The sequence below is a fragment of the Ruegeria sp. BI7 genome, from assembly GCF_056537925.1.
On sequence record NZ_JBQFSK010000001.1, the window covers coordinates 1,354,922 to 1,379,077 of the forward strand.

Below are 24,156 nucleotides of genomic sequence, written 5' to 3' on the forward strand. Positions count from 1 at the left end.
GTGGTGAACGCGCCGGGGGAAAAGCCCTAGCGAGACCGGGACCGCCAGCCGCCGCGCCTCTTGGGTGTCTGAGCCGATTGTAGCCCTTCGGCCAGCACTTGTGTCATCGGATGATCGGCCTCTTGCGTGGCATAGATGGCGTGTAACGCAGTAAGGGCCTGTGTCTGATCGCGATCCGCAGGCAGGCTCAGCGCCCAGTCCAGAAAAATGCTGCGGCATTCGGGCAGCGTGATGCCGTCGATGCGGTACGCCTCGCGGATCAGGCCCTTGTGATCGTTTGGATCGTCATTGCGCGGCATCTTGCCCCTCCTCAAGCACGCGACCGATAATACCGGCGGCGGCGGTGTAACTGTCCTGCAGCGCGCCCTGCAGGTGTTCGACCTGTTCGAACCCGGTGGCCCGACACAGGAAAGCCGCGCCGCCCTCGCCGATCTTGTCCGCTTCGATCACTTTACCCGACAGCAGCCGGGCAGCGCATTGCACGGACCAGCATAAATCGTAGCAATCCTTGAGCGTTTGCACTTGCGCGACGTCCAGCAAACCGGCAGCGACAGTGCCGTCCAACCCGGACTGCACGTTGCGCTGTGTCACACCAGACAGTAATGCCCCCGTTTCGGCCATCAGTTCGATATCCATCATCCGCCCGGCGCCGTTCTTGGCATCCCATATCCCCGCCGGGGATTTGGCGGCGGCCAAACGGGCGCGCATTTCGGACACTTCGCGCAGGACCTTCTGGCGGTCTTCCGGTTGCGCCAGAAAATCAGCGCGGAAGCTCTCGATATCCTGCGTCAAACCCGCGTCGCCTGCGACCACGTGGGCACGGGTCAGGGCCAAATGCTCCCAAACCCAGGCTTCGTTGCGCTGGTAATTGGTGAAGCTTGCCCAGCTGGTCGCCACCGGCCCCTGATTGCCAGACGGGCGCAGGCGCATGTCGACCTCATAAAGCCGCCCCTGCGACATCGGAGCAGAGAGCGCCGTGATCAGCGCCTGTGTGAACCGGGCGTAATAGGTACGCGTGGCCAGAGGGCGCGGACCGTCCGACATGTCCTGATCCAGCGGGTCATAGATCACGATCATGTCCAGATCGGATTGCGAGTTGATCCGCCCTGCCCCCAGCGATCCCATACCCAGTACAGTCGCCCCGCGCCCCGGCGCAGGTCCGTGCTTTTTGGCGAATTGTTCAGTCACGCAAGGTAGGATCGCGGCTATAACAGCGCTGGCCAGTTCGGCATATTGTTGTCCGGCCTGCACACCGTCAATCAGACCGCGCAGGTGATGTACACCGATACGGAAATGCCATTCCTTGCACCAGCGACGTGCGAAATCCAGCTGCGTTTCATAGTCCGATTCCTGCTGCAGCGCCTGCTCAAGATCAGACTGAAGTACCGTTTGCCCTGGCCAGTCGCTGAAGAAACTGCCCCCAATCACCGCGTCAAACACGGCGGCGTTATGGGACAGATGCGCCGCCAATGCGTGCGAGGTGCCCACGATATCGACCAGCAGGTCGATCAGGTGGGGATTAGCCTCGAACAGGGAAAACAGCTGCACACCTGCTGGCAACCCTGCAAGAAAACCGTCCAGCGCCCGCAGTGCCTCGTCCGGTTTTGCAGTTTTCGACAGGCGCGAGAGCAGCTCGGGCTTGAGACGTTCAAAGATCCGCGCGCCGCGTTGCGAGCGTAGCGCTGGATAGGTCGTCCAGCGGGCCAGGACATTTTGGTCAAAATCGGCCTCACTGGCAGGTGCGGGCGTCGAAGATCCTGGGGCAAAGAACCCCTCGGTCAGCTCATGCACTTCGGTCAGACGACGGGTCAGATCTGCGGTCAACTCGGCGCTGTCCATCCCCATCAGGCAGGCAACGCGTTCGATCCCATCCGGTGATTGGGGCACCTTATGGGTCTGAGCATCGTGAACCATCTGAATGCGATGTTCGACCTCGCGGTGGGAGCGGTAGTGGTCGGTCAGCTTTTCGGCCACGTCCTGCGGTATCCAGTCTTTTCCGGCCAATGCAGCCAGACCGGGCACCGTGCCGCGCACGCGTAGGTCAGGGTCGCGACCTCCCGCGATCAACTGGCGGGTCTGGGTGAAGAATTCGATCTCACGAATGCCACCCTGCCCCAGCTTCATATCGTGGCCGGGAATGGTCAGCGTGCCGCCGGTGCCTTTGTTCTCGCGAATGCGCAGGCGCATGTCATGGGCGTCCTGAATGGCGGCGAAATCCAGATGCCTGCGCCAGACAAAGGGGCGCAATGCATCAAGAAAGCGTTGCCCGGCGGCAATGTCACCGGCACATGGGCGCGCCTTGATATAAGCTGCCCTTTCCCAGGTGCGGCCAAGGCTTTCATAATACCGCTCGGCCGCCTCGGTCGCCAAACAGACCGGGGTCACCGCCGGATCGGGACGCAATCGCAGGTCAGTGCGGAACACATACCCATCAGCGGTCTTGTCGCTGAGCGTGGCGCAAAAATTGCGCGTGGCCCGCACCATCCCCTGACGCGCATCGAAGAAATCATCGGGGTCAAAGCGGGTCTCATCAAACAGAACGATCAGGTCGATATCCGAGCTATAGTTCAGCTCGTGCGCGCCCATCTTGCCCATGGCCAGAATGATCATCCCGGCAGCGGTTTCCACATCGTCTTCGGTCATCCCCGGCAGCTTGCCGCGCCGGATCAGTGCCGCGATCTCGGCCTTGGCGGCAACATCCGCAGCCAGCGCGCCGAAATCCGTAAGCGCAGCGGTCACTTTCTCTAACGGCCACGCGCCCGCCAGATCGGCCAGCGCGGTCAGCAAAGCCATGCGCCGCTTGGCTTGCCGCAAACCGGATTTCAACTGATCCGGTGGTAAGGCACGCGCTGCATCCATCACATCCGCAAAAGCCTGATCGGGCTCTTGCAAGGCCGACGGCAACCAATCGCGTTCGTGTTCGATCAATCCCTTTAGGTATGGACTCGAACCCGCCGTCCCTGCAATCAGCTCCCCTTGTTCAGGCGTGATACCAGATACCGCATTCAGCGCTTCATCACCCAGCGATGCATCAAACGCCCGCGGAACACGGTGGATGGTCAGCGGACCGGTCATTGCGCCTCCAATGGAGTGTCCTGACTGAAACTGTTGACCCAGACGTCATGGCGGCGCTCCCACAGGGAAGAGATCAGCATCGCCTCCCAAGCATCACTGTCCGGGCGTTGGTAATCGGCACGATAGGACAACAGGACAATATCAGCGTTCAGAACCCGCAGTTTTGTCTCGCTCAACTCGTACCGCGACATCGTTGGCGCATCAGCGAATTGCCCGACATGATCATCGCGGTTGGCGAACCCGGTGGGATAGACCCCCAGAAAATCCGCGCTCAGCAACGCCCGGTCGGCCGAGGCGTTGCCTTCAACTAGTGCAGTCCAGACTTGCTTTTCCAGTTCCAGAATTTCGGCAAGTGACGGGGCGGTTTTTCGTTCTTCGACAGACATTTTTGCAAACTGCTTTGTTCTCTGGGTGACGTCAACCAAACTCGGCCCCGACGCATAATGTAAATCTTTTTCACATCGACCTCTTGCATCCAGCCATCTGCTTCCCATCTTATCAATGTGAAAACGATTTACATCAACCCCGGAGACCCCAAATGACCGCACTGTCCGACCCCGCCGTCCCAGAAAATCCGGGATGGCTGCACCGCATCGAAACTTGGCTTGACGACAAAGGCAAAGGCGCCTGGATCGCCGTCATGGTCCTTGGTTTCATCTTCTTCTGGCCCGTTGGCCTGGCCCTGTTGGCCTACATGATCTGGAGCAAACGCATGTTCAGCAAATCCTGCAGCCGCCGCAAATCCTGGCACAGTCACATGAGTGCAATGAAACCCTCGGGCAACAGCGCGTTTGATGCCTATAAGGCGGACACTCTGGCGCGGCTTGAACGTGAACAGCAGGACTTCGAAGCCTTCCTGCGCCGCCTGCGTGACGCCAAGGACAAGGCTGAATTCGACCAGTTCATGGACGAACGCGCCCGCGAAAACCACGACGAGCCCGAAAACGGCGAGCGCGCCTGATCAAAGCTTGCCCTGTCCCGCCATCCGGGACAGGGTAATTTCCGAACAATATCCGGATATTACAACATGACCCACCTGCCCGACCCTGATACCCAGCCCGAGTTCTACCAGTCGGTAGCAACCAAACGCTTTGTCGCGTGGCTGTTTGATATCGCCTTCATTTCGCTGCTGTGCATCGTGCCGGTTTTCCTGACATTTGGCGCGGGGCTGCTGTTTCTGCCCTTGATCTATGGCGTCATCAGCTTTGTGTACCGCGTTGTTACCATCGCCAACGGATCGGCGACACTGGGCATGCGTTTCATGGGCATTGAATTGCGGGACGCATTCGGGTCCCGTCTGGATATGGGCAAAGCCGTGGCCCATACCGCCGGGTATTTCATCAGCATGGCGTTTTTCGTGGTTCAGATCATCTCGGTCATCATGATGCTGACCAGCGCACGTTGTCAGGGCCTGACGGATTCGTTCCTTGGCACGGTCATGATCAACCAGCGGGCTTAAAAATCTGCCAATTGAATCACTTGGCGGCTCAGGGAACCGTTGTTATCATCCTGTGTCAGGAAACACGGAACCTTCATGCGACACACGCTGCCCATCGCGCCGCAATTTTATGTGACGGCCCCGCAACCCTGCCCTTACCTTGAGGGCAGGATGGAGCGTAAGCTGTTCACCGCCCTACAGGGCGAAGGTGCCGATCAGCTGAACAATTCCTTGTCGCAACAGGGGTTTCGCCGTTCTCAAAACGTGCTTTACCGCCCATCCTGCACTGATTGCGCAGCCTGTCTGTCGGCCCGCATCGACGTGTCGGCTTTTCGCCCCAGCAAAAGCCAAAAGCGCACGGCCAAACGCAATGCCTACCTACAGCGCCGTGCAAACTCGCCTTGGGCAACTGATGAGCAATACGAACTGTTCCGCCGCTATCTGGACACACGCCACGCCGATGGCGGTATGGCCGATATGGATGTGTTCGAATTCGCCGCAATGATCGAAGAAACTCCGATCCGCAGCCGCGTGGTGGAATATGCCGACCCCGAAAACGGAGAACTGATTGCCGTCAGCCTGACTGACGTTTTGGATGACGGGCTTAGCATGGTTTATTCCTTCTATGACCCTAAACAGCCGCAAAGCTCTCTGGGAACGTACATGATCCTCGATCACATCGACATCGCGCGAGAGGCTGGCCTGCCCTACGTCTATCTGGGCTACTGGGTACCAGGCAGCCCCAAGATGGGGTACAAGGCGCGGTTTTCAGGGCTCGAAGCCTATATCCAAGGCAACTGGAAGCGTATCAACAATCCGTCTGAACTGGCGGACGGCAAGCATCACCCGCTATCCACCGCGCCGATTGCCGAGCAGGTCGCCAGTATTCAACTGCCCGACCGCCACCCGACCAAGGGCTAAACTTCCATGCGCCAAACACTATACGCCGTCACCCTGGTGGTGCCGGATTACGATGCAGCTATTGCGTTCTACACCCAAAAACTCAGCTTCACCCTGACGCAAGACGTTGACCTGGGTGGTGGCAAACGCTGGGTGCTGGTGTCTCCTCCAGGATCAGATTGCGGGTCACTATTGCTGGCGCAGGCAGACGGTCCAAACCAGATCGCCGCCGTGGGCAATCAGACCGGAGGCCGCGTTGGCTTCTTTCTGCAAACGGATGATTTCAAACGCGATCACGCCGAAATGTTGTCAAAAGGCGTCCATTTCGAAGAAGGCCCCAGACAAGAACCCTACGGTTGGGTCGCCGTCTGGCGCGATCCATTCGGAAATCGTTGGGACCTGATTCAGTTCACCTGATCCACCTTCATCTGGCCAAAAATATCTCGGGGTTGAATTGGCCGCAGGCCAAGATGGGGCTGGCCCCTTCAACAAACAAAAAAGCAAAGGGGGCCAATCGGCCCCCTTTTCCGTGGGATCACAGTAACCAATCAATTCGGGATCAGGTCCGGCACAATGGTCACAATCGACGGGAAGGACCACAAGATACCAATCCCCACCACCTGAATGATCACGAATGGTATAATCCCACGATAGATATGGCCCGTCGTCACCTCTTTCGGCGCAACCCCCCGCAGGTAGAACAGCGCAAACCCGAACGGTGGCGTGAGGAACGAGGTCTGCAGGTTCACCGCCACCATGATCGTCACCCATTTCGGATCGAACGACCCGCCATAGATCACCGGGCCCACGATGGGGATCACGATGTAGATGATCTCGAGGAAATCCAACACAAAGCCCAGAATGAACAGCACCAACATCACGATCAGGAAGACCGTGAACTCGTTGTCAAAGCTGCGCAGGAATTGCTGGATGTAATGTTCGCCGCCAAACGAGATCACCACCAGGTTCAACAGCTGCGAGCCGATCAGGATGGTAAAGACCATTGACGTCACCTTGGCCGTCTCGCGCACAACCGGGGTTAGAACTCCGCTTGAGAACAGAACCCAACAGGCAAAGATCAATCCGAACAGCGCATAGAGGTAAGCCGCGTAGGCAAAGATGAAGGCGATCCAGCTTTCGACCGAGACATCGCCTTGATTGATGCGCAGATCGAAATTTATGCCCATCAGCATGCAGATGATGACGGCGAAAGTTGACCAGATGATCACTTTCCCCGAGCGCCCCTGATCCTGCAGCTTGCGATAAGCCGCCAGCATGATCGCCCCGCCGGCACCCAGCGCCGCCGCCGGTGTCGGGTTGGTAATGCCGCCAAGAATCGACCCCAGCACCGCGATAATCAGAACCAGCGGTGGAAAGACCACACGGATCAGATCGTTGGTGGCACAGCGTTCAGCCGCGAACTTGCAGCCATAGATCGCCAGCGCAAACGGTATCGCCATGATCACGAAGGCCACCCCTGACGAGGTCGTCGGCGCAATCAGCAGCACATCCACCAGCACCATCAACAACAGGCCGATGGATCCAATGATCAGTGGTTGTGTGGATTGCGACGGTGCTATGCCGCGACCAAACAGCAAGGTCAGACCCAGCAGCACAACGATAACCGCGACACCAGTACCAATGGGTGCAGTAGCGGCAATCTTGGCCCCCTGCGCAGCGGCCAGCTCTTCTTCGGTCAGGCGCTGAGCCTGAGAAACACCGCCCGCCTCATCCAACGCTTGCTGCTCGGCCACGGCCTGATCCCAGGCGGATTGACCGTGCAGTTCGATCATCGAGACCTTGCATTCCTCAGATACGTTGGTGCGCAGCGAAGCGCCCTCACCGATATCCGAAAAGGCCGAGACAGTGATGTTCTGGCTGCCAATCACACCTGTGCTGCCCAGCAGAACGGCACCCACGATCAGCGCGACGGGCGCCCCCAGCAGCCATGTCAGACCTTCACCGCGGGTGATCGGTTCACCGCCACCGCCGCCCAGTTCCACGGCCGGGGCTTTTTCGGGGTTCATCAACGCATAGCCAAAAGCATAGAGCGCATACAGCAAGGCCAGCATGATCCCCGGCAGCAAGGCCGCCTGGAACAATGTGCCGACCGAGACCACCGCAGGCTCACCCAGATAGGTCAGCGCGTCGGTACACCCGGCCTCAACCGCGCGGGTTTCCTGCGCAGTTGAATACAAATCACCAGCCAGCGTGCCTAGCAGAACGATCACGATAGAAGGCGGGATGATTTGCCCCAACGTCCCCGAGGCGGCTATCACACCGGTTGCCAGTTCAGGCGAGTAGTTGTTTCGCAACATGGTCGGCAGCGCCAACAAACCCATGGTCACAACGGTCGCGCCCACAATCCCGGTCGAGGCCGCCAGAAACGCCCCCACAACCACGATCGACACGGCCAGACCACCCGGCAACGGGCCAAAGACACGCGCCATTGTCGTCAGCAGATCGTTGGCGATCTTTGAACGCTCCAACGTGATGCCCATCAGGACGAACATCAGCACGGCCAAAAGGGTTTCGATGGATTGCCCAGCCAGAACACGTTCGTTGATACGGTTCACAATGAACGACACGTTGCGGTCCAGCGCAGTTTCCCAGCCAGAGGGGAAGACCGGCTCGCCAATGGTTGGCAATTCCGGGTATCGGAAAACAGATATGGTGTCAGGTTTGACGCCCGAATTCACCAGATCCCGATAGGCCTGCGTGCCCGAGTCGATGGCCTGATGCACCAGCAACCCGGCACTGTCCAATGCCGCGATGATCCCGAATGAGATGATACCAGCCCCACCGATGGCAAAAGCCACCGGGAACCCGGAAAGGATGCCTCCGAAAAGGCAGAAAAATACGATAATGAGGCCTATCTCGACGCCATCAAGTCCGAATAGCATAGTCTTGGTCTCCGTCCTTAATGTACGCCTTCGAAGGCTTCTTCACCCTCACCAAGGCTATCCTTGTCGAGGTATTTTCCAGCACTGTCCGGTCCTTCCACGTATTCAAGATACGATCGGTACAAGAATGCGATCGCATGCAGGAACACCATTCCCGCAAAAAGGACCAGAAGGACCTTGAACAGGAAATACGCATTGAAGCCATTTGGGCTGAAACCTATGGTTTCGACATTCCAGCGCAGCGCGCGGGATTTCATAACCAAACGGTCCAAGGTGTCACTTGCCGATGGCTTCGGCACGATCAGGTGCCGCCACATGAAGTACCAGCCATACATCCATGTCAGCACCGCCATTGGCATCATGAACAGCAGCGAACCCAGCATATCGATCACGCGTTTGGCTCGGTGGCTAATGCCAGCATAGATCAGGTCAACCCTGACGTGCCCACCCTGAACGAATGTGTAGGTACAGCACAGGCAGACTACCATGGCGTTGTAAAGCTTTAGCTCTTCGGCATACCAGCTGATGTCCAACTGGAGCGGAATACCCAGACCGAAGGCTATATCCGGTCGGGTGAAGATCCGTTGCATGAAAACGATAACGATCTGCTGCAGCACCATCAGCAGGCCTGCCCAGGCAAAGAACCGCCCGGTGGTGTTGGCGAACCCTTCAAGGCCCCGCACCATCCCCCACATGAAATTCCGGTAGTACAGCCCAATGACAGTCAAAACCAGGAAGATGGTGAAAACCACAAAGAAGAACTCAACCGATCCGCCATAATAGACGAAGCGCATAATGGCCTCTTTGTCCGACCAATCTAGCCAGAGCTGCGGATGCGTGATGGCGTATCCGAAATTATAGAAGGCTTCGGCAATGTTCTGAACGAACCAAACAAGTCCGTTCCACAGGGCGCCGAAGAACGAGAAACCGTTTTCGTCCTGCATGTTGTCCCCAGGTCTCGTCAGTTGCACTGCTGATTATAACGGGTTTGATAGGTCCGCGCATTCGCAACAGGAAAGGGTTCCCCGAACAAGCGGGGAAACCAATTGATTAATGTCTGAGATTTAACCCAGAACGCGATTACGCTGCTCTGTGTAGATTCCTTCGGAGATGGACAGCCAACCGGAAGTGTTCGTTACGGCATCTTTGACACTGTCATGGATTTTCGCAAACAGGTCGTCGCTGCGATAACCTTCCATAACTTCCACAGTCTTCTCACCAAAGGCATCCCAAACTGAATCCGGGAATTCCTGAACTTCTACGCCTGCTGCGCGCAACCGGCCCAATGCGGGGCCGTTGTTAGACAGGAATTGAGCATAGTTCCACTGGTTGGTTTCAGCGGCTGCAATCTCAATAATTCTCTGCTGAGCATTGCTGAGGCCATCAAATACTTCGCGGTTGGTTGCCAGCGACAGACCCACGCCCGGCTCATGGAAACCAGCAGTGTAGTAGGTTTTCGTGATCTCGAAGAAGCCAGCCTTTTCGTCCGCCCACGGTCCGATCCATTCAGTCGCGTCGATAGCACCCGATGACAGTGCCTGATACACTTCTGATCCAGGTATGTTCTGAACAGACGCACCCAGCTTACCGATGACTTCACCACCAAGACCAGGCATACGCATTTTTAAACCATTGAAATCGTCAGGACTATTGATCGTTTTCGAGAACCAGCCGCCCGCTTGTGCGCCGGTATTGCCGGCAATGAATGATTTCAGGCCAAAAATTTCACCCAGTTCATCATGCAGTTCGTGACCGCCTTGCTGATAGTACCAGGTGTTGAATTCCTGCGTGGTCATCCCGAATGGCACGCCAGTGAAGAAAGCATAACCAGGGTGCTGACCCACGAAATAGTAATCGGCGGCATGGTACATATCAGCTTGACCCGACGACACCGCGTCGAAAACTTCAAACGCACCAACCAATTCACCCGCCGCTTTGATTTCAACTGTCAGATTGCCGTCCGACATTTCGGTAATCATGTCGGCCGAACGCTGTGCCGCATCAAAAACACCTGCAAGGCCACGACCCCACGAGGTGACCATGGTCAGCGTACGCTTGCCCTGCGCAAAAGCCGGAGCCGCCAGCGTGGTGGCCGCAACTGCCGAACCGCCCAGAGCAGATGTTTTTAGAAATGAACGACGATCCATGTGAGTGTTCCTCCCAACTTTCTCTTGACCCGGGTCAATGCCGGGCTTTGTCGTTATCAGTGCGCGCCAGACTAATGAGCATGTGTTGAAAGTGAATACCTACTACTACGTAGACGAAGGTAAATTTGACTGTTTCTGCCGATGAAACTGCGTCGATTTAAGCCATTTCTTCGTGTTCTCAAGCATTTCAGCATGCGCAGTTTCATAAAGTTTTGCATTTTCCCTCTCTGTTTCGTATCGATTCGACCATGAGGGGATTTCGCAATCTGATTTCGCTGACATACGGCCAGAAACTATCGCTTGTTGCCGCGATTCCACTGGTCGTCGCGGTGGCCGCAATTGCATTGTTGGTTGCCTATGAATCCCGAGCAACCGCCCAACGCGAGATTCAGGCGTTGGAGCACCGTTTGATAGAAGCTAAGAAAGAAGAGCTTCGGAACTACGTCACGCAGGCACGGAATGGCTTTGCCTATATCTATGGGCGCGCGTCTCCGGATGATCGTGATGCTAAGAATCTGGTGACCCAAATCCTGTCGGCCATGATCTACGGTAAGGACGGTTTCTTTTTCGTTTATGACTATGACGGCACCAATCTGGTCAGCCCACGCCAGACAGAGTTCATCAACCGCAATTGGGAGGGTCTGAGCGACAGTGACGGCACGCCAATTGTAGAAGAATTCATCCGCCTCGCCCGGCAAGGGTCGGGGTGGCACAATTTTATGTGGCAAAAACCATCGACCGGGGAAGAGGCGCAGATGATTGCCTATGTCGTGGGCTTGCAGGACTGGCGCTGGGTTGTTGGCACCGGTGTCTTCATCGACGACATAGTGGCGACCGTTGCCAACGCCCGCGCCGAGGTTGAGGCCCGCGTGCAACGGACGTTTATGTATATTGGCGGCATCGTTCTGGCAGCGGTGCTGGTCGTTTTTGCCTCGGGCATGTTCCTGAACTTTCGAGAAAGGCGGCTGGCGGATGCCAAGCTGAAGGACCTGACGCAACGGGTTCTCGACGCGCAAGAGGAAGAGCGGGGCCGAGTGGCGCGCGAACTGCATGACGGGATCAGCCAGATACTCGTCGGTGTGCGCTACGCGCTGGACAATGCCCGGCGGCGGCTTGCGCGGGGCGATGACGACGGGGCCCACGCTCCTTTGGACAAGGGGATCGAGCATCTCGGCACCGCAATCACCGAGGTGCGCCGCATCAGCCGCGATTTGCGCCCTGGTGTGCTGGACGATCTGGGCCTTGGCCCCGCAGTGAAGGCGCTGACCGACGATTTCCGCGAACGTACGGGGATTGAGACCGAATTCTCGACCGTCGTGTTTCGAAACCGGTTGGATCAGGACGCCAAGATCGCCCTTTACCGTATCGCACAAGAAGCCCTGACCAATATCGAACGCCACGCCGACGCAACACATGTTACAATTGATCTGCGCGGTCACAAAAAGGGTGCCACCATGCGCATCACCGACAATGGTCGCGGCCTGCCCCGCGAGGCTGAAGGCGTCAGCACCGGGATCGGGCTGCGCAACATGCAGGAACGCATCGAACAGCTTGACGGATCACTGCGTATTCTGTCATCACGCAGCCCGCACGGCGGCACCGTAATCGAGGTTACCCTGCCGCTTAGCCACTTGCTTCCGCCTCAGGAAGACGCAACTCCGAACCGAAAGGCCGGTACATGAGCGCACAGTCGATCCGGGTCCTGATCGTGGATGACCACCCGATGGTGGCTGAAGGGATTCAGTCGATCCTTGAAAGCTATCCCGACATCGAAGTGGTCTGCACACTTGGCACCGGGCAAGAGGCCGTCGATCAGGTAGCCGATCTGTCCCCCGATGTGATCCTGATGGATCTGAACATGCCTGGCCTAGGCGGGCTCAGCGCCACCGAGATGATTTTGGAGCGCCTGCCCGAGACCCGCATCCTGATACTGTCGATGCATGACAGCCCCGAATATATTTCGACCGCACTGAACCACGGCGCCAAGGGTTATGTCCTCAAAGACGTACCGACGGATGAGATCAAACAGGCCATCGACGCGGTGATGCGCGGCGAGCAGTACCTTTGCACCGGTGCCAGCGGGTCGCTGCAGCCCAAACAAGACAGCGCACGTGAGGCGCTGACCGGCCGTGAACAGACCATCCTGCTGGAACTGGCGCAGGGAAAGTCCAACAAAGAGGTGGCGCAGACCTTGGAAATCTCTGTGCGCACGGTGGAAACTCACCGCAAGAACATCAAACGCAAACTGGGTATCTCATCCACTGCGGGTCTGACCCGATACGCGCTGGAACACGGTGTCCTGCAAGGCACCAGCCCCGGTTTCTAAACACGCCCACAGCGCGCAGCGCTGCCCGGCCTAACCGGAGGAGATGCGCCGCAGGTGTATTGACAACGGGCGGGAGGGCCTACCCCCTCGGGCTGATATCCTGTCCAAAGAATACCAACGTCCCGTCTTCGTCGATAACGTGAAACTCGCGCTGCAGATAGAGTTGATCAAACGGCGGGCGCACGCGCCCTTCGGGCAGATCAGCCAGGCCCGGTCGTAAACTTTCGTACAATGCGTCGATCCCGTCGACGTCTATGTAAAACGACTGATCCTCTCCCAACGGGCGACCATCATCGCGTGGCGGACATTCCAATAGCCGAATTGCGACCGAACCCAATGACAAAAAAGCGTAATTGTCCTGCCGAAACCCGCAAGAAAATCCCAAACGGTCGCAGTAGAAATCAATCTGCTTTTGCAGGGAAGAACACAGAACAAATGGCGTAAGCTGTAAAATCGTAGGCATCGGACCCTCCGGTCGCTGAAAACCCCTTTATTCTAACCCCAGATTTTTCAGTCCAGCAATTGATCCTTTCGCATCCCTTCACGCGCTTGATGATGCGGTAACACGCGCCCGTACAGTTGCCGTGTGCGTTCAACACCTCCACACATCCCTTCCGCTTCGACGAATGAGAAGATCCCAACGTACCGGGTGCGCGCACCCGTTACTGGGGCCACCCTGTGCAGCGCGTACCGTCCCTTGAAAATCTGTAGGTCCCCCGGTTGCAACACCAGCTCTCGCACCCGCGCCCTGTCTCCGTCCAAAACCGAGGCCACGGACTTAAAATTTTCATCCTCGGCCGTGCGCAGGTTCGGTACATATTCAAAGGTGCCTCCAACTTCTCCGTTCTGGATGGCCAGCGTAACGGTGTAGTTGTTGGTGTCGAAATGCCAGGGAAAGCCCTGCCCCTCTTCGACCACGTTAATGATCACATCTGCCAGCGGATCATCATAGCGAAAGAACCGATCCTCGGGCTCGTCCAATGCGTCACGGACAAAAGGCATGAACCATTCATATTCGTAAATCCGCCGCAAAGGACCCGACGTGGGGAAATTATCTGCGGGAACAAAGGCGTTTGAGCGGTCATAAAAACGGCGTATCGGATGCCCGATCCCAAAGCGCGGATCATCCTTGGTGAAATAGGCGTTGGTCCTGTTGAAAGAGCGATGCGCTTGTGGGGCAACCTCATCCGCCTCGCTCACCAGCAACTCCAAACCGTCCTCATGCACAAATCCTGGCAGAACCGCGCAGCCGTCTTGATCAAGTTCTTTCCGCACATCTGCAATCGTCTGATCATAGCCCCGCGACCCGGGCCGATCGATCGGATACCGCCCTAGATCTATGAGGTCCTGCAACATTCTTCGCCTCCCTTATCTGTTCAACTGAGACCAGCGTGCCGCACAGAACCGGGTCGCTCATGTCAATTTTGGACATTGCCTTGACGCTTTCAGACCTGCCAAATTCCAGCCCAAACCATCATGAGCGGGCAGAAATTCGCGGAAATTCCCAACCTGCGGCAATCTGCGCAATAAAATGTCGCAAAATCTGCATCTCAGGTTACAAAATTGGTACGATTGCCTGTTGACGCCCCTTTCGCCCGCCCATAATGTCCCTGCCAAGCTGAAAAGGAGCCTCTGGCGATGAAAGCGCTAGTCGTAATCGTAGGAAACACGCGCATGGGCCGGTAACGGTAAACCATAATCGAACCCATGCGCCTCCGAAAAATCTCGGGGGCTTTTTTTATGCTAAACGCAAGACACATGTCGCGAACGGAGCAAAGCAGATGACACGTGAGATGACCGGCGCAAAAATGGTAGTTCAAGCCCTCAAGGATCAGGGCGTGGACACGGTATTCGGATACCCCGGTGGCGCCGTGCTACCGATCTATGATGAGATCTTTCTGCAAAACGACATTCGGCACGTTCTGGTGCGCCACGAACAGGGCGCGGTTCACGCCGCCGAAGGCTATGCCCGGTCAACCGGCAAACCCGGCGTTGCACTGGTGACTTCTGGCCCCGGCGCCACCAACGCGGTGACCGGCCTGACCGATGCGTTGCTGGATTCGATCCCGATTGTGGTTCTGACCGGGCAGGTTCCGACCTTCATGATCGGCTCGGACGCCTTTCAAGAGGCCGACACAGTCGGTATCACCCGCCCCTGCACCAAGCATAACTGGCTGGTGAAGGACACGGATTCGCTGTCTGAGACGATGCATGAGGCATTTCACGTCGCCATCTCGGGCCGCCCCGGGCCGGTGCTGGTCGATATTCCCAAAGACGTTCAGTTTGCCTCGGGTGAGTATACCGCGCCAAAACCGTCAACATCGCACTACCAACCGGTTCTGAAAGGCGATCTGGAAGAGATCACCGAACTGGTTGCGGCAATCGAGACCGCAAAGAAGCCGGTCTTTTACACTGGCGGCGGCGTCATCAACTCGGGCCCTGCTGCCAGCCAATTGCTGCGCGAATTGGTTGATGCGACGGGCTTTCCGGTCACCTCGACTCTGATGGGTCTGGGCGCTTATCCGGCATCGGGTGAAAACTGGCTGGGCATGCTGGGGATGCACGGCCTGTATGAGGCCAACCTGGCGATGCATGACTGCGACCTGATGATCAATGTCGGCGCACGGTTCGACGACCGGATCACCGGACGGATTGATGCGTTCTCGCCGAACTCGAAAAAGGCGCATATCGACATTGATCCCTCGTCGATCAACAAGGTGATCCGCGTGGACATCCCGATTGTCGGCGACGTGGCACATGTGCTTGAGGATATCCTCAAGGTCTGGAAATCGCGCGGCCGCAAGACCGATGCGGCCGCCGTCAAGAAGTGGCAAGCCCAGATAAGCGACTGGCGCAAGGTGAATTGCCTAGCGTTCACCAACAGTGAAAAGACCATCAAACCGCAATATGCGCTGCAACGCCTTGAAGAGCTGACCAAAAAGCACGACCGCTACATCACGACCGAGGTCGGTCAGCATCAGATGTGGGCGGCGCAGTATCTTGGGTTCGAAGACCCTAACCGCTGGATGACCTCGGGTGGTTTGGGTACGATGGGCTATGGTTTCCCGGCCTCTGTTGGAGTGCAGATGGCACATCCGGACGCGCTGGTGATCAACGTGGCTGGTGAGGCGTCGTGGCTGATGAACATGCAGGAAATGGGCACGGCCGTTCAGTACCGCCTGCCCGTGAAACAGTTCATCCTGAACAACGAACGCCTTGGCATGGTCCGTCAGTGGCAGGAGCTGCTGCATGGCGAGCGGTATTCGCATTCGTGGTCCGAGGCCCTGCCCGATTTCGTCAAACTTGCCGAGGCATTCGGCGCCAAAGGCATCCTGTGTTCTGACCCTGCCGATCTGGATGACGCGATCATGGAGATGATCAACTATGACGGTCCGGTGATTTTTGACTGTCTGGTGGAAAAACACGAGAACTGCTTCCCCATGATCCCGTCAGGAAAGGCACACAACGAGATGTTGCTGGGCGAGGCCGAAACACAGGGCGTGATCGACTCCAAAGGCTCGGTTCTGGTTTGACGAAATTTGTTGGGCGCGGCGGCGCGCCCAACACCACAAGGATGATGAAAGGGACGTAAATGTCTGCCCTACATATCAAAAAAGGTTCTACCCGCCATTCTGCCTATAACCTACGCCCGACCTTTTCGGACGTGCAGGAGCGCCACACGATTGCGGTTCTGGTCGAAAACGAACCCGGTGTCTTGGCCCGTGTGATCGGGTTGTTCTCGGGCCGTGGTTACAACATCGAAAGCCTGACCGTGGCCGAGGTTGACCACACCGGGCATCTGAGCCGTATCACCATCGTCACCACCGGTACGCCGCAGGTGATCGAGCAGATCAAGGCGCAGCTGGGTCGTATCGTCACCGTTCACGACGTGCATGATTTGACCGTCGAAGGCGACGCGGTCGAGCGGGAACTGGCGATCATCAAAGTGGTTGGCGCAGGCGACAAAAGGGTCGAGGCGCTGCGTCTGGCCGATATCTTCCGCGCCAACGTGGTCGACAGCACGCTGAACTCTTTCATTTTTGAAATCACCGGAGCCCCAGACAAAATCGACGCCTTTGCCGATCTGATGCGCCCTCTGGGTCTGGTCGAAGTGGCCCGCACTGGCGTAGCGGCCCTGCTGCGTGGCGAGTAACATTTACCCCACCCTGTCGGCTCGCGTATGGGTGGGGAAACTCTGGCCTGTCATGCTGCCTTGTAAGCTAAAACTGGCCGAATAACGTTTATTGGCGCCAAAGCGCCCAAAAAGATCACGCAAAACAAGATAAAGCCTATTGCGTTTGTAAGATTGGACGTTAGCCTCTGGGGGTGACGTGGCGTTGGGATGCGCCCGTTCGTGTCATCTGTACGATATGTGCGTTATGTCGACCGTCAGGTCGAACATGTTGCGTACTATAAAACAAGTCGCGAGAACCTGGGACACCTATGACCAAAGACATCCGCAACCCGGACGAATTGCGCAGGATGTTCGGCGCCAATCTCAGACAACTTGCGCAGCAATATACATCAGTATCAGAACTTTGCCGACAATTGGGCGTCAACCGGACGCAATTCAACCGATACCTTGGTGGCGAGAGTTTTCCAAGACCTGACGTGCTGGACCGGATTTGCCGGTTTTTCGAAGTGGACGCCCGTATTCTGCTGCGCCCGCTGGACGAGATCGACCGCTCTCCGACACATCCCGCAGCGTCTGCCCTTACAGATTTTCTGGGCTCGGGCCCCACAACACTGACCGAGAACCTGTTTCCGGCGGGGTTCTACTATGCGACGGAGACCGAACTGGATGATCCTAAGCCCTCGCGTCATCGGTTGATTCACGCGCGCCGGTTGCCGCAATGCACGCTGGTGCGTGGTTATGAGCCGCGCCCTGGCATGCCGAGCGCCGCTCCGACAGAACGTGAAGTGCAAGGCATCGCCGCCTGTGCTGGCCGGCAGATTTATATCCTGATGTCCAGCCGAGCCTCGCAAAACAGCCGTATTTATCTGGTAACGCGCGGGACCGATGAGCATTCGGACCGTTGGCGCGGGGTGGCTATCTGTTTGTCCAGAACGACCGCCAGCGAGACAACGACCCGGCGCATTCTACTGCGTCATCTGGGCGAAGACCCTTCGGCCGTTCTGGCAGCGGCGCGAACCGCCCGCCGTGCAGAACGCTCGCTACAGCAAGCGGCAAGCTGACGTCACGCAGCGTTTTCGCCCGACGCTTGAGTGATCAGCCGATATAAATGCCAGCTAGCATGCCCCAACAGCGGCAGCACAAAAAACAAGCCCAAAAACCACGGAATCATGGCTAGAAAAGTCAGGATGGCGATAAAGATTCCCCACAACAACATGACGCTGAAATGATCACGGACATAGCTGAAACTGGCGATCATAGCGGTCACGAAATCCAGCTCTCGGTCCAACAGCATGGGGATGGAAAGTACGGTGATCATATAAAGCACCGTCGCAAACACAGCGCCCACAACGCTTCCCACAGCCAACATCGTCAACCCGTTGGCGGTCAAATACACCTCTAACGAGGTCGACACGTTTGTCATCGTCGACAACCCCATGAACAGGGCAAAGATCATGTGGCCCAGAAAGAACCAGAATAAAAACATCACCACAATAATCGCGCATATCGAGGGCAACTGACGGCGCCCCTGCTGCACCACCACTCCGAAAATAGACTTGAATTCCAAGGTCTCACCCTGCTCCAGCCTGTGAGAGACTTCATACATCCCCACCGCCGCAAAGGGTCCCAGCAAAGGAAACCCGATAGCAGCCAGAACCAACCAGTACGACGTGCCCGTCTGCAAGGTGATCCAGGCCATGAACCAACCGGCCAGCACGTAAAACCCCGCAAACAGAAGCCCAAAAACCGGAGCCCGACGAAAGTCGGTCCAGGCCCGGCGCAGGGCTTCGCGCAACATCCCCAAATTCACCGGCCCCATTTCCGGAACACCAAATGGCTTGTCCATGTTCTGTCCTCCTCCCTTGCCGACCCTACGGTTGGGCCGGTCGTTTTTGCGGCCACATGGTGGTGGCGTGATAGGCTGCGCCAATCGACAGGATGCGGGCGTCGGAGCCGCGTGGACCAAACACCTGAATTCCCATCGGTAATCCGTTGGCTCCAAAACCCGCCGGTGCTGACAGGCAGGGCAAGCCGATCAGGCTGACTGGCACCATGACCTCCATCCACCGATGATAGGTATCCATCCCTCGCCCCGCAATTTCCGTTGGGTATGGCGTCTCAATCTCAAAGGGCCAAACCTGCGCAGACGGCAACACCATGGCATCATAATCACGCATCAACTCTGCCACGCATCGAAACCATTCGGACCGGATGACGCTGGCTTCATGCACTTGCATCGCCGTCAGAGTCTGCCCTCGGTCCAACTCCCATTGCGCCGTGTCTTTCAACACGTCACGTTGATCTGCAAGCGGCGCAAGACTTGCGGCCACGCTCCAGGATCGCAGGGTTATCCAACTCTCCCAAAGGCGCTCAGCCTCAAATGGCGGCGCAACGGGGATGACCTCGGCCCCCAGCTGAGTGAACACATTCAAAGCACTTTCACATTGCGCGTGTATGCCATCCTCAAATGGATAAGCCCCTCCCCAGTCATCCAGCCACCCAATCCGCACGCCGCGCATGTCTGCCGCCTGCACCGGCGACACTATGGGGTTGGCCCCACCAAACGGCTGCCGCACATCCGGCCCTGAGATCACGTCCAGCAACAGGCCCAGATCCTCGGGGCTGCGCGCCATCGGGCCAAGCGTGGACAGCTGATGCAGAAAGCCATCACCTACCGGTTCCGACGGCACCCGCCCCCAACTTGGCCGAAACCCGTAAACATTGTTCCAGGCCGCCGGGTTGCGCAGGCTGCCCATCGCGTCTGACCCATCCGCAAGCGCCACCATCCCGGTCGCCAGCGCCACCGCCGCGCCGCCGGATGACCCGCCGCAGGTCCGGACCCGATTATAAGGGTTCGTCGTCGCGCCATGGACCGGATTAAAAGTATGGGACCCCAGCCCGAATTCGGGAACATTGGTCTTGCCGATCAGGATCGCTCCGGCCGCCCGCATCCGCGCGGCAATCAGATCATCCCTTTGCGCAACGTGATCCCTAAAAATCGGAGATCCCTGCGATGTTACGATCCCCGCCACGTTCACCAGATCTTTGACCGCAATCGGCAATCCATGCAGGGGGCCACGGATTGGACCAGCATCCAAAGCGCGGGCCTCGGTCATCAAATCATCCCGCTCGCGCAAAGCCACAATGGCGTTCGCGGCCTCGTTGACCCCGCCAATCCGCTCCAGCGTTTGCTGCATCACCTCTTGCGCCGACACCTGCCGGTCCGTCAGCGCGTTCAACAGGCCACTTGCAGTTGCTTGGCTCAGATTCATCTCAGGTTCGTCCCTTTTGCAAGGTCAACCTAGCCGGGGCATCCCCCCATTTAAACCCACTGTTTAAATGAATCTTTTCCGTTCCCACAGAAAACTGGGATCCGCTTCATCTGGCCAAAAATATATCGGGGGAGGCTCCGCTTGCGGAGACCGGGCAAAGCCCCTGCCCGCCTTAGTCGCCCTGCGCCTCGGACCGGCTTTTGCCCGCCACGTTCAACGCCAGTGTGGCAGCCATGAACCCATCCAGATCACCATCCAGCACACCCTTGGTGTCTGATGTCTCATGGTTGGTGCGCAGATCCTTTACCATCTGATAAGGCTGCAGGACATAGGACCGGATTTGGTTTCCCCAGCCCGCGTCGCCCTTGGCCTCGTGCGCAGCGTTGATATCCGCGTTGCGGCGATCCAGCTCTTGCTGATACAGGCGCGACTTCAGCGCTTTCATCGCAATATCGCGGTTTTGGTGCTGCGACTTCTCGGAACTGGTTACAACGATCCCGGTCGGAATGTGCGTAATCCGAACTGCCGAGTCGGTGGTGTTCACGTGCTGACCACCCGCGCCCGAGGACCGGTATGTATCGATACGGATGTCCGAGGGGTTCACCTCGATCTCAATATTGTCGTCGACCACCGGATAGACCCAGACCGAGCTGAACGACGTATGCCGCTTAGCCGCCGAGTCATACGGTGAAATCCGCACCAACCGGTGTACGCCGCTTTCGGATTTCAACCAGCCATAAGCGTTATGACCGGAAATCTTGTAGGCGGCGGATTTAATCCCCGCCTCTTCACCCGAGGTCTCGGATTGCAGCTCGACGGTATAGCCTTTTTTCTCGGCCCAACGCACATACATCCGCGCCAGCATCGAGGCCCAGTCGCAGCTTTCCGTGCCACCCGCGCCCGAGTTGATTTCAAGGAACGTATCGTTGCCATCAGCCTCGCCATCCAGCAGCGCCTCCAGCTCTTTCTTGGCGGCTTTGGCCTTCAAGCTTTTGATGGCGTTTTCGGCGTCGGTGACAACCTCTTCGTCCTCCTCCATCTCGCCCAGTTCGATCAATTCGATATTGTCGCTTAGATCGGTTTTGATGGTTTCATAGGTTTCGATGGCATCAACCAACATCTGACGTTCGCGCATCAGTTTCTGCGCGTTCTCGGGGTTGTCCCAAAGGTTGGGGTCCTCGACGCGCGCATTAAATTCCTCAAGGCGGTGGGGCGCAGTTTCATAGTCCATACGCTGCGCCAGCAGCTCCAGCGACTTTTCAATTTCCGCCACGGTATTCTGGGTTTCGGCGCGCATGGTCTTGTCCCAACTTGCTCAATCAGGCCTGCGTGATAGCAAGAGGTTCGGGGCACCACAAGACAGCGAAGCCCCTAAACATATCGGTTATCAGTAAAGCCCACCGGTCGAGAGATCACCCTGGCTGGCATTGGGGCCAACAGTGACCGTATTCCCGGTTGATGTGGTCACCTGACGGCCGGTGTTGACCTCTTCGAACAGCGGCAGGTCCGAACCAACCGCAAAGCCACCGTCGTAGACACGATCGATAAAGCCGTCGACGCCATCGCGGAAATACTCGGCCACGACATAATCTCCGGTCGCATCCGCAGGCAGGCGCGCGCCACTGAAACGGTCGATTTTGATAAAGTGGCCACCCTCGGGCACTTCAAACGGACCGCCGCCATATTTCTCGACAGCTTTTTCCATAAAACTTTGGAAAACCGGGCCACACATTGTGCCGCCATAGGCCCCCCGCCCCATCGGGCGCGGGCGGTCATACCCGATATAGCAGCCGGCCACGATATTGGACGTAAAGCCGATGAACCACGCATCTTTGGATTCGTTGGTCGTACCGGTTTTACCCGCTGTGGGCACGGGCAGATTGACGACGCTCGACGCAGTTCCCCGATCCACCACGCCCTTCATCATCGACGTCAGCTGATACGCGGTGATCGCATCCATGACCTGCCAGCGATCGGTCACAATGGTGGGCGACTCGTCCGGCTCAAGCCAGCTAGAGTTACAGTCCACACACTGGCGGTCGTCATGTCGGTAAATCGTCTTGCCGAACCGGTCCTGAATTCGGTCGACCAGAGTGGGCTCGACCCGTTCACCACCATTGGCGAACATCGCATAAGCCGCGACCATCTTGTACAACGTGGTTTCCTCGGATCCCAGCGAGTTGGCAAGGAACGCACCCATCCGATCGTAAACGCCGAAACGCTCAGCGTAGCCCGCGACAACCGGCATCGTGACCTCTTGCGCCAGACGGATCGTCATCAGGTTCCGCGACTGCTCGATCCCGGTGCGCAGTGGCGTCGGACCATAGAACTTGTTTGTCGAGTTCTTGGGCCGCCACAAACCTTGCGGCGTGTTCACCTCGATCGGGGCATCCACCACGATTGTTGCTGGGCTATAACCACTGTCCAGTGCCGCCGCGTAAACAAAAGGCTTAAAGCTGGACCCCGGCTGACGCTGCGCCTGCGTAGCGCGGTTGAACACCGTATCCTGATACGAGAACCCGCCCTGCATCGCCAGAACCCGGCCCGAATTCACGTCCATCGCGACAAATCCGCCCTGTACTTCGGGAATTTGACGCGCCGACCACTGACCTTCTTCGCCGGCCATGACCAGGATGACGTCACCACGTTCGAAATTGGCGGCGAAATCGCCCTGCATCCATTTGATATCGGAACGGGGCACAACGCCGTCGGCTGGGCCGTTCTCGATACCGACCGTTAGGGATTGATCGGCCACGTTCAAAACCACCGCCGGATACCACCGCGTTGGCAGCACTACGTCGCGCGGGATTTCCAAGATCGCCAGCGCCTCGCGCCACTGGGCTTCATCGGTCAGTTTATCTTCGGCGATCACTTCTTTCGTGCCGCGCCATTTACCGCGTGAGCGGTCGTATTTCTGCAGCGCGGTACGCAGGGCCTTGGCCGCTTCAACCTGCATCTCTTCGTCCACCGAGGCGCGGACGGTAAAGCCGCCAGTAAAGAACTCACCCTCGCCGAAATCCTCGCTCAACTGGCGGCGGATTTCGTCGGTGAAATAGTCACGCGGTGGCAGCGCAGTGCGGAAGCTTTCGAAGTCACCGTTTTGGACCGAGCGCAGGGGTGCATCGACCTCGGTCTCATAGGTCGCCTTATCGATATAGCCATTCTGGTGCATTTCGCGCAGTACGTAATCACGGCGCGCCAGCAGGCGTTCTTTCTGGCGAACTGGATGGTAATCGGACGGCGCTTTGGGCATTGCGGCCAGTGTGGCCGCCTCATGCGGGGCCAGTTCCTGCAACGTCTTGTTGAAATAGGTCTGCGCCGCAGCCGTCACACCATACGAGTTCTGGCCCAGAAAGATCTCGTTCATATAGAGTTCGAGAATCTGTTCCTTGTCCAGCGTATCCTCAAGCCGGGTGGCGAGGATGATTTCCTTGATCTTGCGCTCGGCCCGGCGGTCGCCGGACAGCAGGAAGTTCTTCATCACCTGCTGCGTGATCGTAGACGCACCACGCACGTTTTCACCCTTGGATTTCACAGCCTCGACACCGGCAGCGATGATGCCGCGCGGGTCATAGCCTTGATGCGTGTAAAAGTTCTTGTCCTCGGCCGAGATGAACGCCTGCTTCACCAGGTCGGGAATTTCTTCGGACGGGGTAAACAAGCGGCGTTCCTGCGCGAACTCGTCGATCAGTTGACCTTCGCCCGAATAAATCCTGCTGATCGTCGGCGGCTTGTATTGCGCCAGCGATTCATGGCTGGGCAGGTCGCGCCCATACATCCAGAACACCGCGCCGATCACCAACGCAGCCATGAAGATACCCAGGGTGACGAGGCTGAAGATCGCCCCGAAAAACGAAAGAATGAAACGGATCACGTTACTGCCTTTTACTCGCGCTGCCGCCTATATAGTGGTGCCCCGGCGCAGGGTCAAAACACGATGGCCAATTTTAGCCGGTTTGC

21 protein-coding genes are annotated in these 24,156 nt (G+C 57.5%); 9 read left to right on the top strand and 12 right to left on the bottom strand.

All coding sequences use genetic code 11. The annotated features are described in order from the left end of the window. Positions 1-26: 26 nt before the first annotated feature. The 3 genes from ACR0JB_RS06795 to ACR0JB_RS06805 are packed head-to-tail and all read right to left on the bottom strand — an operon-like array spanning position 27 to position 3,461. A complete protein-coding gene (locus ACR0JB_RS06795; RefSeq protein WP_170396122.1) occupies positions 27-299 on the bottom strand; it encodes a hypothetical protein in 273 nt (90 codons plus the stop codon). After that, positions 286-3,075, bottom strand: a complete 2,790-nt coding sequence (locus tag ACR0JB_RS06800) for a [protein-PII] uridylyltransferase family protein (protein ID WP_170396124.1) — start codon at positions 3,073-3,075, stop codon at positions 286-288. The genes ACR0JB_RS06795 and ACR0JB_RS06800 overlap by 14 nt, the downstream gene beginning before the upstream one ends. After that, positions 3,072-3,461 (bottom strand): nuclear transport factor 2 family protein, encoded by a 390-nt coding sequence (locus ACR0JB_RS06805; protein ID WP_170358901.1) that lies wholly within the window; start codon positions 3,459-3,461, stop codon positions 3,072-3,074. The genes ACR0JB_RS06800 and ACR0JB_RS06805 overlap by 4 nt, the downstream gene beginning before the upstream one ends. 152 nt (positions 3,462-3,613) lie before the next feature. Here ACR0JB_RS06805 and ACR0JB_RS06810 point away from each other — a divergent pair, with 152 nt between their 5' ends. The 4 genes from ACR0JB_RS06810 to ACR0JB_RS06825 all read left to right on the top strand — a co-directional run bounded on the left by ACR0JB_RS06810 (position 3,614) and on the right by ACR0JB_RS06825 (position 5,830). Continuing rightward, complete coding sequence (locus ACR0JB_RS06810; RefSeq protein WP_170349002.1) at positions 3,614-4,036, top strand: DUF2852 domain-containing protein; 423 nt, start codon at positions 3,614-3,616, stop codon at positions 4,034-4,036. 66 nt (positions 4,037-4,102) lie between these two features. After that, positions 4,103-4,534 (top strand): RDD family protein, encoded by a 432-nt coding sequence (locus ACR0JB_RS06815; RefSeq protein ID WP_170349003.1) that lies wholly within the window; start codon positions 4,103-4,105, stop codon positions 4,532-4,534. A gap of 75 nt (positions 4,535-4,609) precedes the next feature. Further along, entirely contained in the window at positions 4,610-5,434 is an 825-nt protein-coding gene (locus ACR0JB_RS06820) for an arginyltransferase (protein WP_170396126.1), read from the top strand. Between the two features lie 6 nt (positions 5,435-5,440). After that, complete coding sequence (locus ACR0JB_RS06825; protein ID WP_170396128.1) at positions 5,441-5,830, top strand: VOC family protein; 390 nt, start codon at positions 5,441-5,443, stop codon at positions 5,828-5,830. 131 nt (positions 5,831-5,961) lie between these two features. On the opposite strand, the gene ACR0JB_RS06830 is transcribed toward ACR0JB_RS06825, so the two are convergent. From ACR0JB_RS06830 to ACR0JB_RS06840, 3 genes are all read right to left on the bottom strand, one after another. Next, entirely contained in the window at positions 5,962-8,316 is a 2,355-nt protein-coding gene (locus ACR0JB_RS06830) for a TRAP transporter large permease (RefSeq protein WP_170396130.1), read from the bottom strand. Between the two features lie 17 nt (positions 8,317-8,333). After that, complete coding sequence (locus ACR0JB_RS06835; RefSeq protein ID WP_170396132.1) at positions 8,334-9,260, bottom strand: TRAP transporter small permease subunit; 927 nt, start codon at positions 9,258-9,260, stop codon at positions 8,334-8,336. A gap of 120 nt (positions 9,261-9,380) precedes the next feature. Then, complete coding sequence (locus ACR0JB_RS06840; protein ID WP_170396134.1) at positions 9,381-10,463, bottom strand: TRAP transporter substrate-binding protein; 1,083 nt, start codon at positions 10,461-10,463, stop codon at positions 9,381-9,383. Positions 10,464-10,711: 248 nt separating this feature from the next. Here ACR0JB_RS06840 and ACR0JB_RS06845 point away from each other — a divergent pair, with 248 nt between their 5' ends. Beyond that, positions 10,712-12,145 carry a cache domain-containing protein gene (locus ACR0JB_RS06845; protein WP_170396136.1) on the top strand — a complete coding sequence of 478 codons (1,434 nt, stop codon included), beginning with the start codon at positions 10,712-10,714 and terminating at the stop codon, positions 12,143-12,145. Next, positions 12,142-12,789 carry a response regulator transcription factor gene (locus tag ACR0JB_RS06850; protein ID WP_170349009.1) on the top strand — a complete coding sequence of 216 codons (648 nt, stop codon included), beginning with the start codon at positions 12,142-12,144 and terminating at the stop codon, positions 12,787-12,789. Before ACR0JB_RS06845 ends, ACR0JB_RS06850 begins: the two co-directional genes overlap by 4 nt. A gap of 79 nt (positions 12,790-12,868) precedes the next feature. On the opposite strand, the gene ACR0JB_RS06855 is transcribed toward ACR0JB_RS06850, so the two are convergent. After that, positions 12,869-13,252, bottom strand: a complete 384-nt coding sequence (locus ACR0JB_RS06855; protein WP_170396138.1) for a bleomycin resistance protein — start codon at positions 13,250-13,252, stop codon at positions 12,869-12,871. 47 nt (positions 13,253-13,299) lie between these two features. Further along, entirely contained in the window at positions 13,300-14,145 is an 846-nt protein-coding gene (locus ACR0JB_RS06860; protein WP_480789771.1) for a HalD/BesD family halogenase, read from the bottom strand. A gap of 425 nt (positions 14,146-14,570) precedes the next feature. Here ACR0JB_RS06860 and ACR0JB_RS06865 point away from each other — a divergent pair, with 425 nt between their 5' ends. The 3 genes from ACR0JB_RS06865 to ACR0JB_RS06875 all read left to right on the top strand — a co-directional run bounded on the left by ACR0JB_RS06865 (position 14,571) and on the right by ACR0JB_RS06875 (position 17,985). Then, positions 14,571-16,322 carry an acetolactate synthase 3 large subunit gene (locus ACR0JB_RS06865; protein WP_170349012.1) on the top strand — a complete coding sequence of 584 codons (1,752 nt, stop codon included), beginning with the start codon at positions 14,571-14,573 and terminating at the stop codon, positions 16,320-16,322. A 59-nt stretch (positions 16,323-16,381) separates the two neighbouring features. Beyond that, a complete protein-coding gene (gene ilvN / locus ACR0JB_RS06870; protein ID WP_170349013.1) occupies positions 16,382-16,942 on the top strand; it encodes an acetolactate synthase small subunit in 561 nt (186 codons plus the stop codon). 290 nt (positions 16,943-17,232) lie between these two features. Continuing rightward, entirely contained in the window at positions 17,233-17,985 is a 753-nt protein-coding gene (locus tag ACR0JB_RS06875; RefSeq protein WP_226688333.1) for a helix-turn-helix domain-containing protein, read from the top strand. 2 nt (positions 17,986-17,987) lie between these two features. Here the strand turns inward: ACR0JB_RS06875 and ACR0JB_RS06880 are convergent, their stop codons facing one another. The 4 genes from ACR0JB_RS06880 to ACR0JB_RS06895 form a co-directional block, all read right to left on the bottom strand. Continuing rightward, positions 17,988-18,770 carry a DUF2189 domain-containing protein gene (locus ACR0JB_RS06880; RefSeq protein WP_170349014.1) on the bottom strand — a complete coding sequence of 261 codons (783 nt, stop codon included), beginning with the start codon at positions 18,768-18,770 and terminating at the stop codon, positions 17,988-17,990. 25 nt (positions 18,771-18,795) lie between these two features. Then, positions 18,796-20,196, bottom strand: a complete 1,401-nt coding sequence (locus ACR0JB_RS06885; RefSeq protein WP_170396144.1) for an amidase — start codon at positions 20,194-20,196, stop codon at positions 18,796-18,798. Between the two features lie 172 nt (positions 20,197-20,368). Further along, positions 20,369-21,493: a peptide chain release factor 2 gene (gene prfB / locus ACR0JB_RS06890; protein WP_170349016.1), complete on the bottom strand. Its 1,125-nt coding sequence runs from the start codon at positions 21,491-21,493 to the stop codon at positions 20,369-20,371. Between the two features lie 90 nt (positions 21,494-21,583). After that, positions 21,584-24,070, bottom strand: a complete 2,487-nt coding sequence (locus ACR0JB_RS06895; protein WP_170396146.1) for a penicillin-binding protein 1A — start codon at positions 24,068-24,070, stop codon at positions 21,584-21,586. Positions 24,071-24,156: the final 86 nt, after the last annotated feature.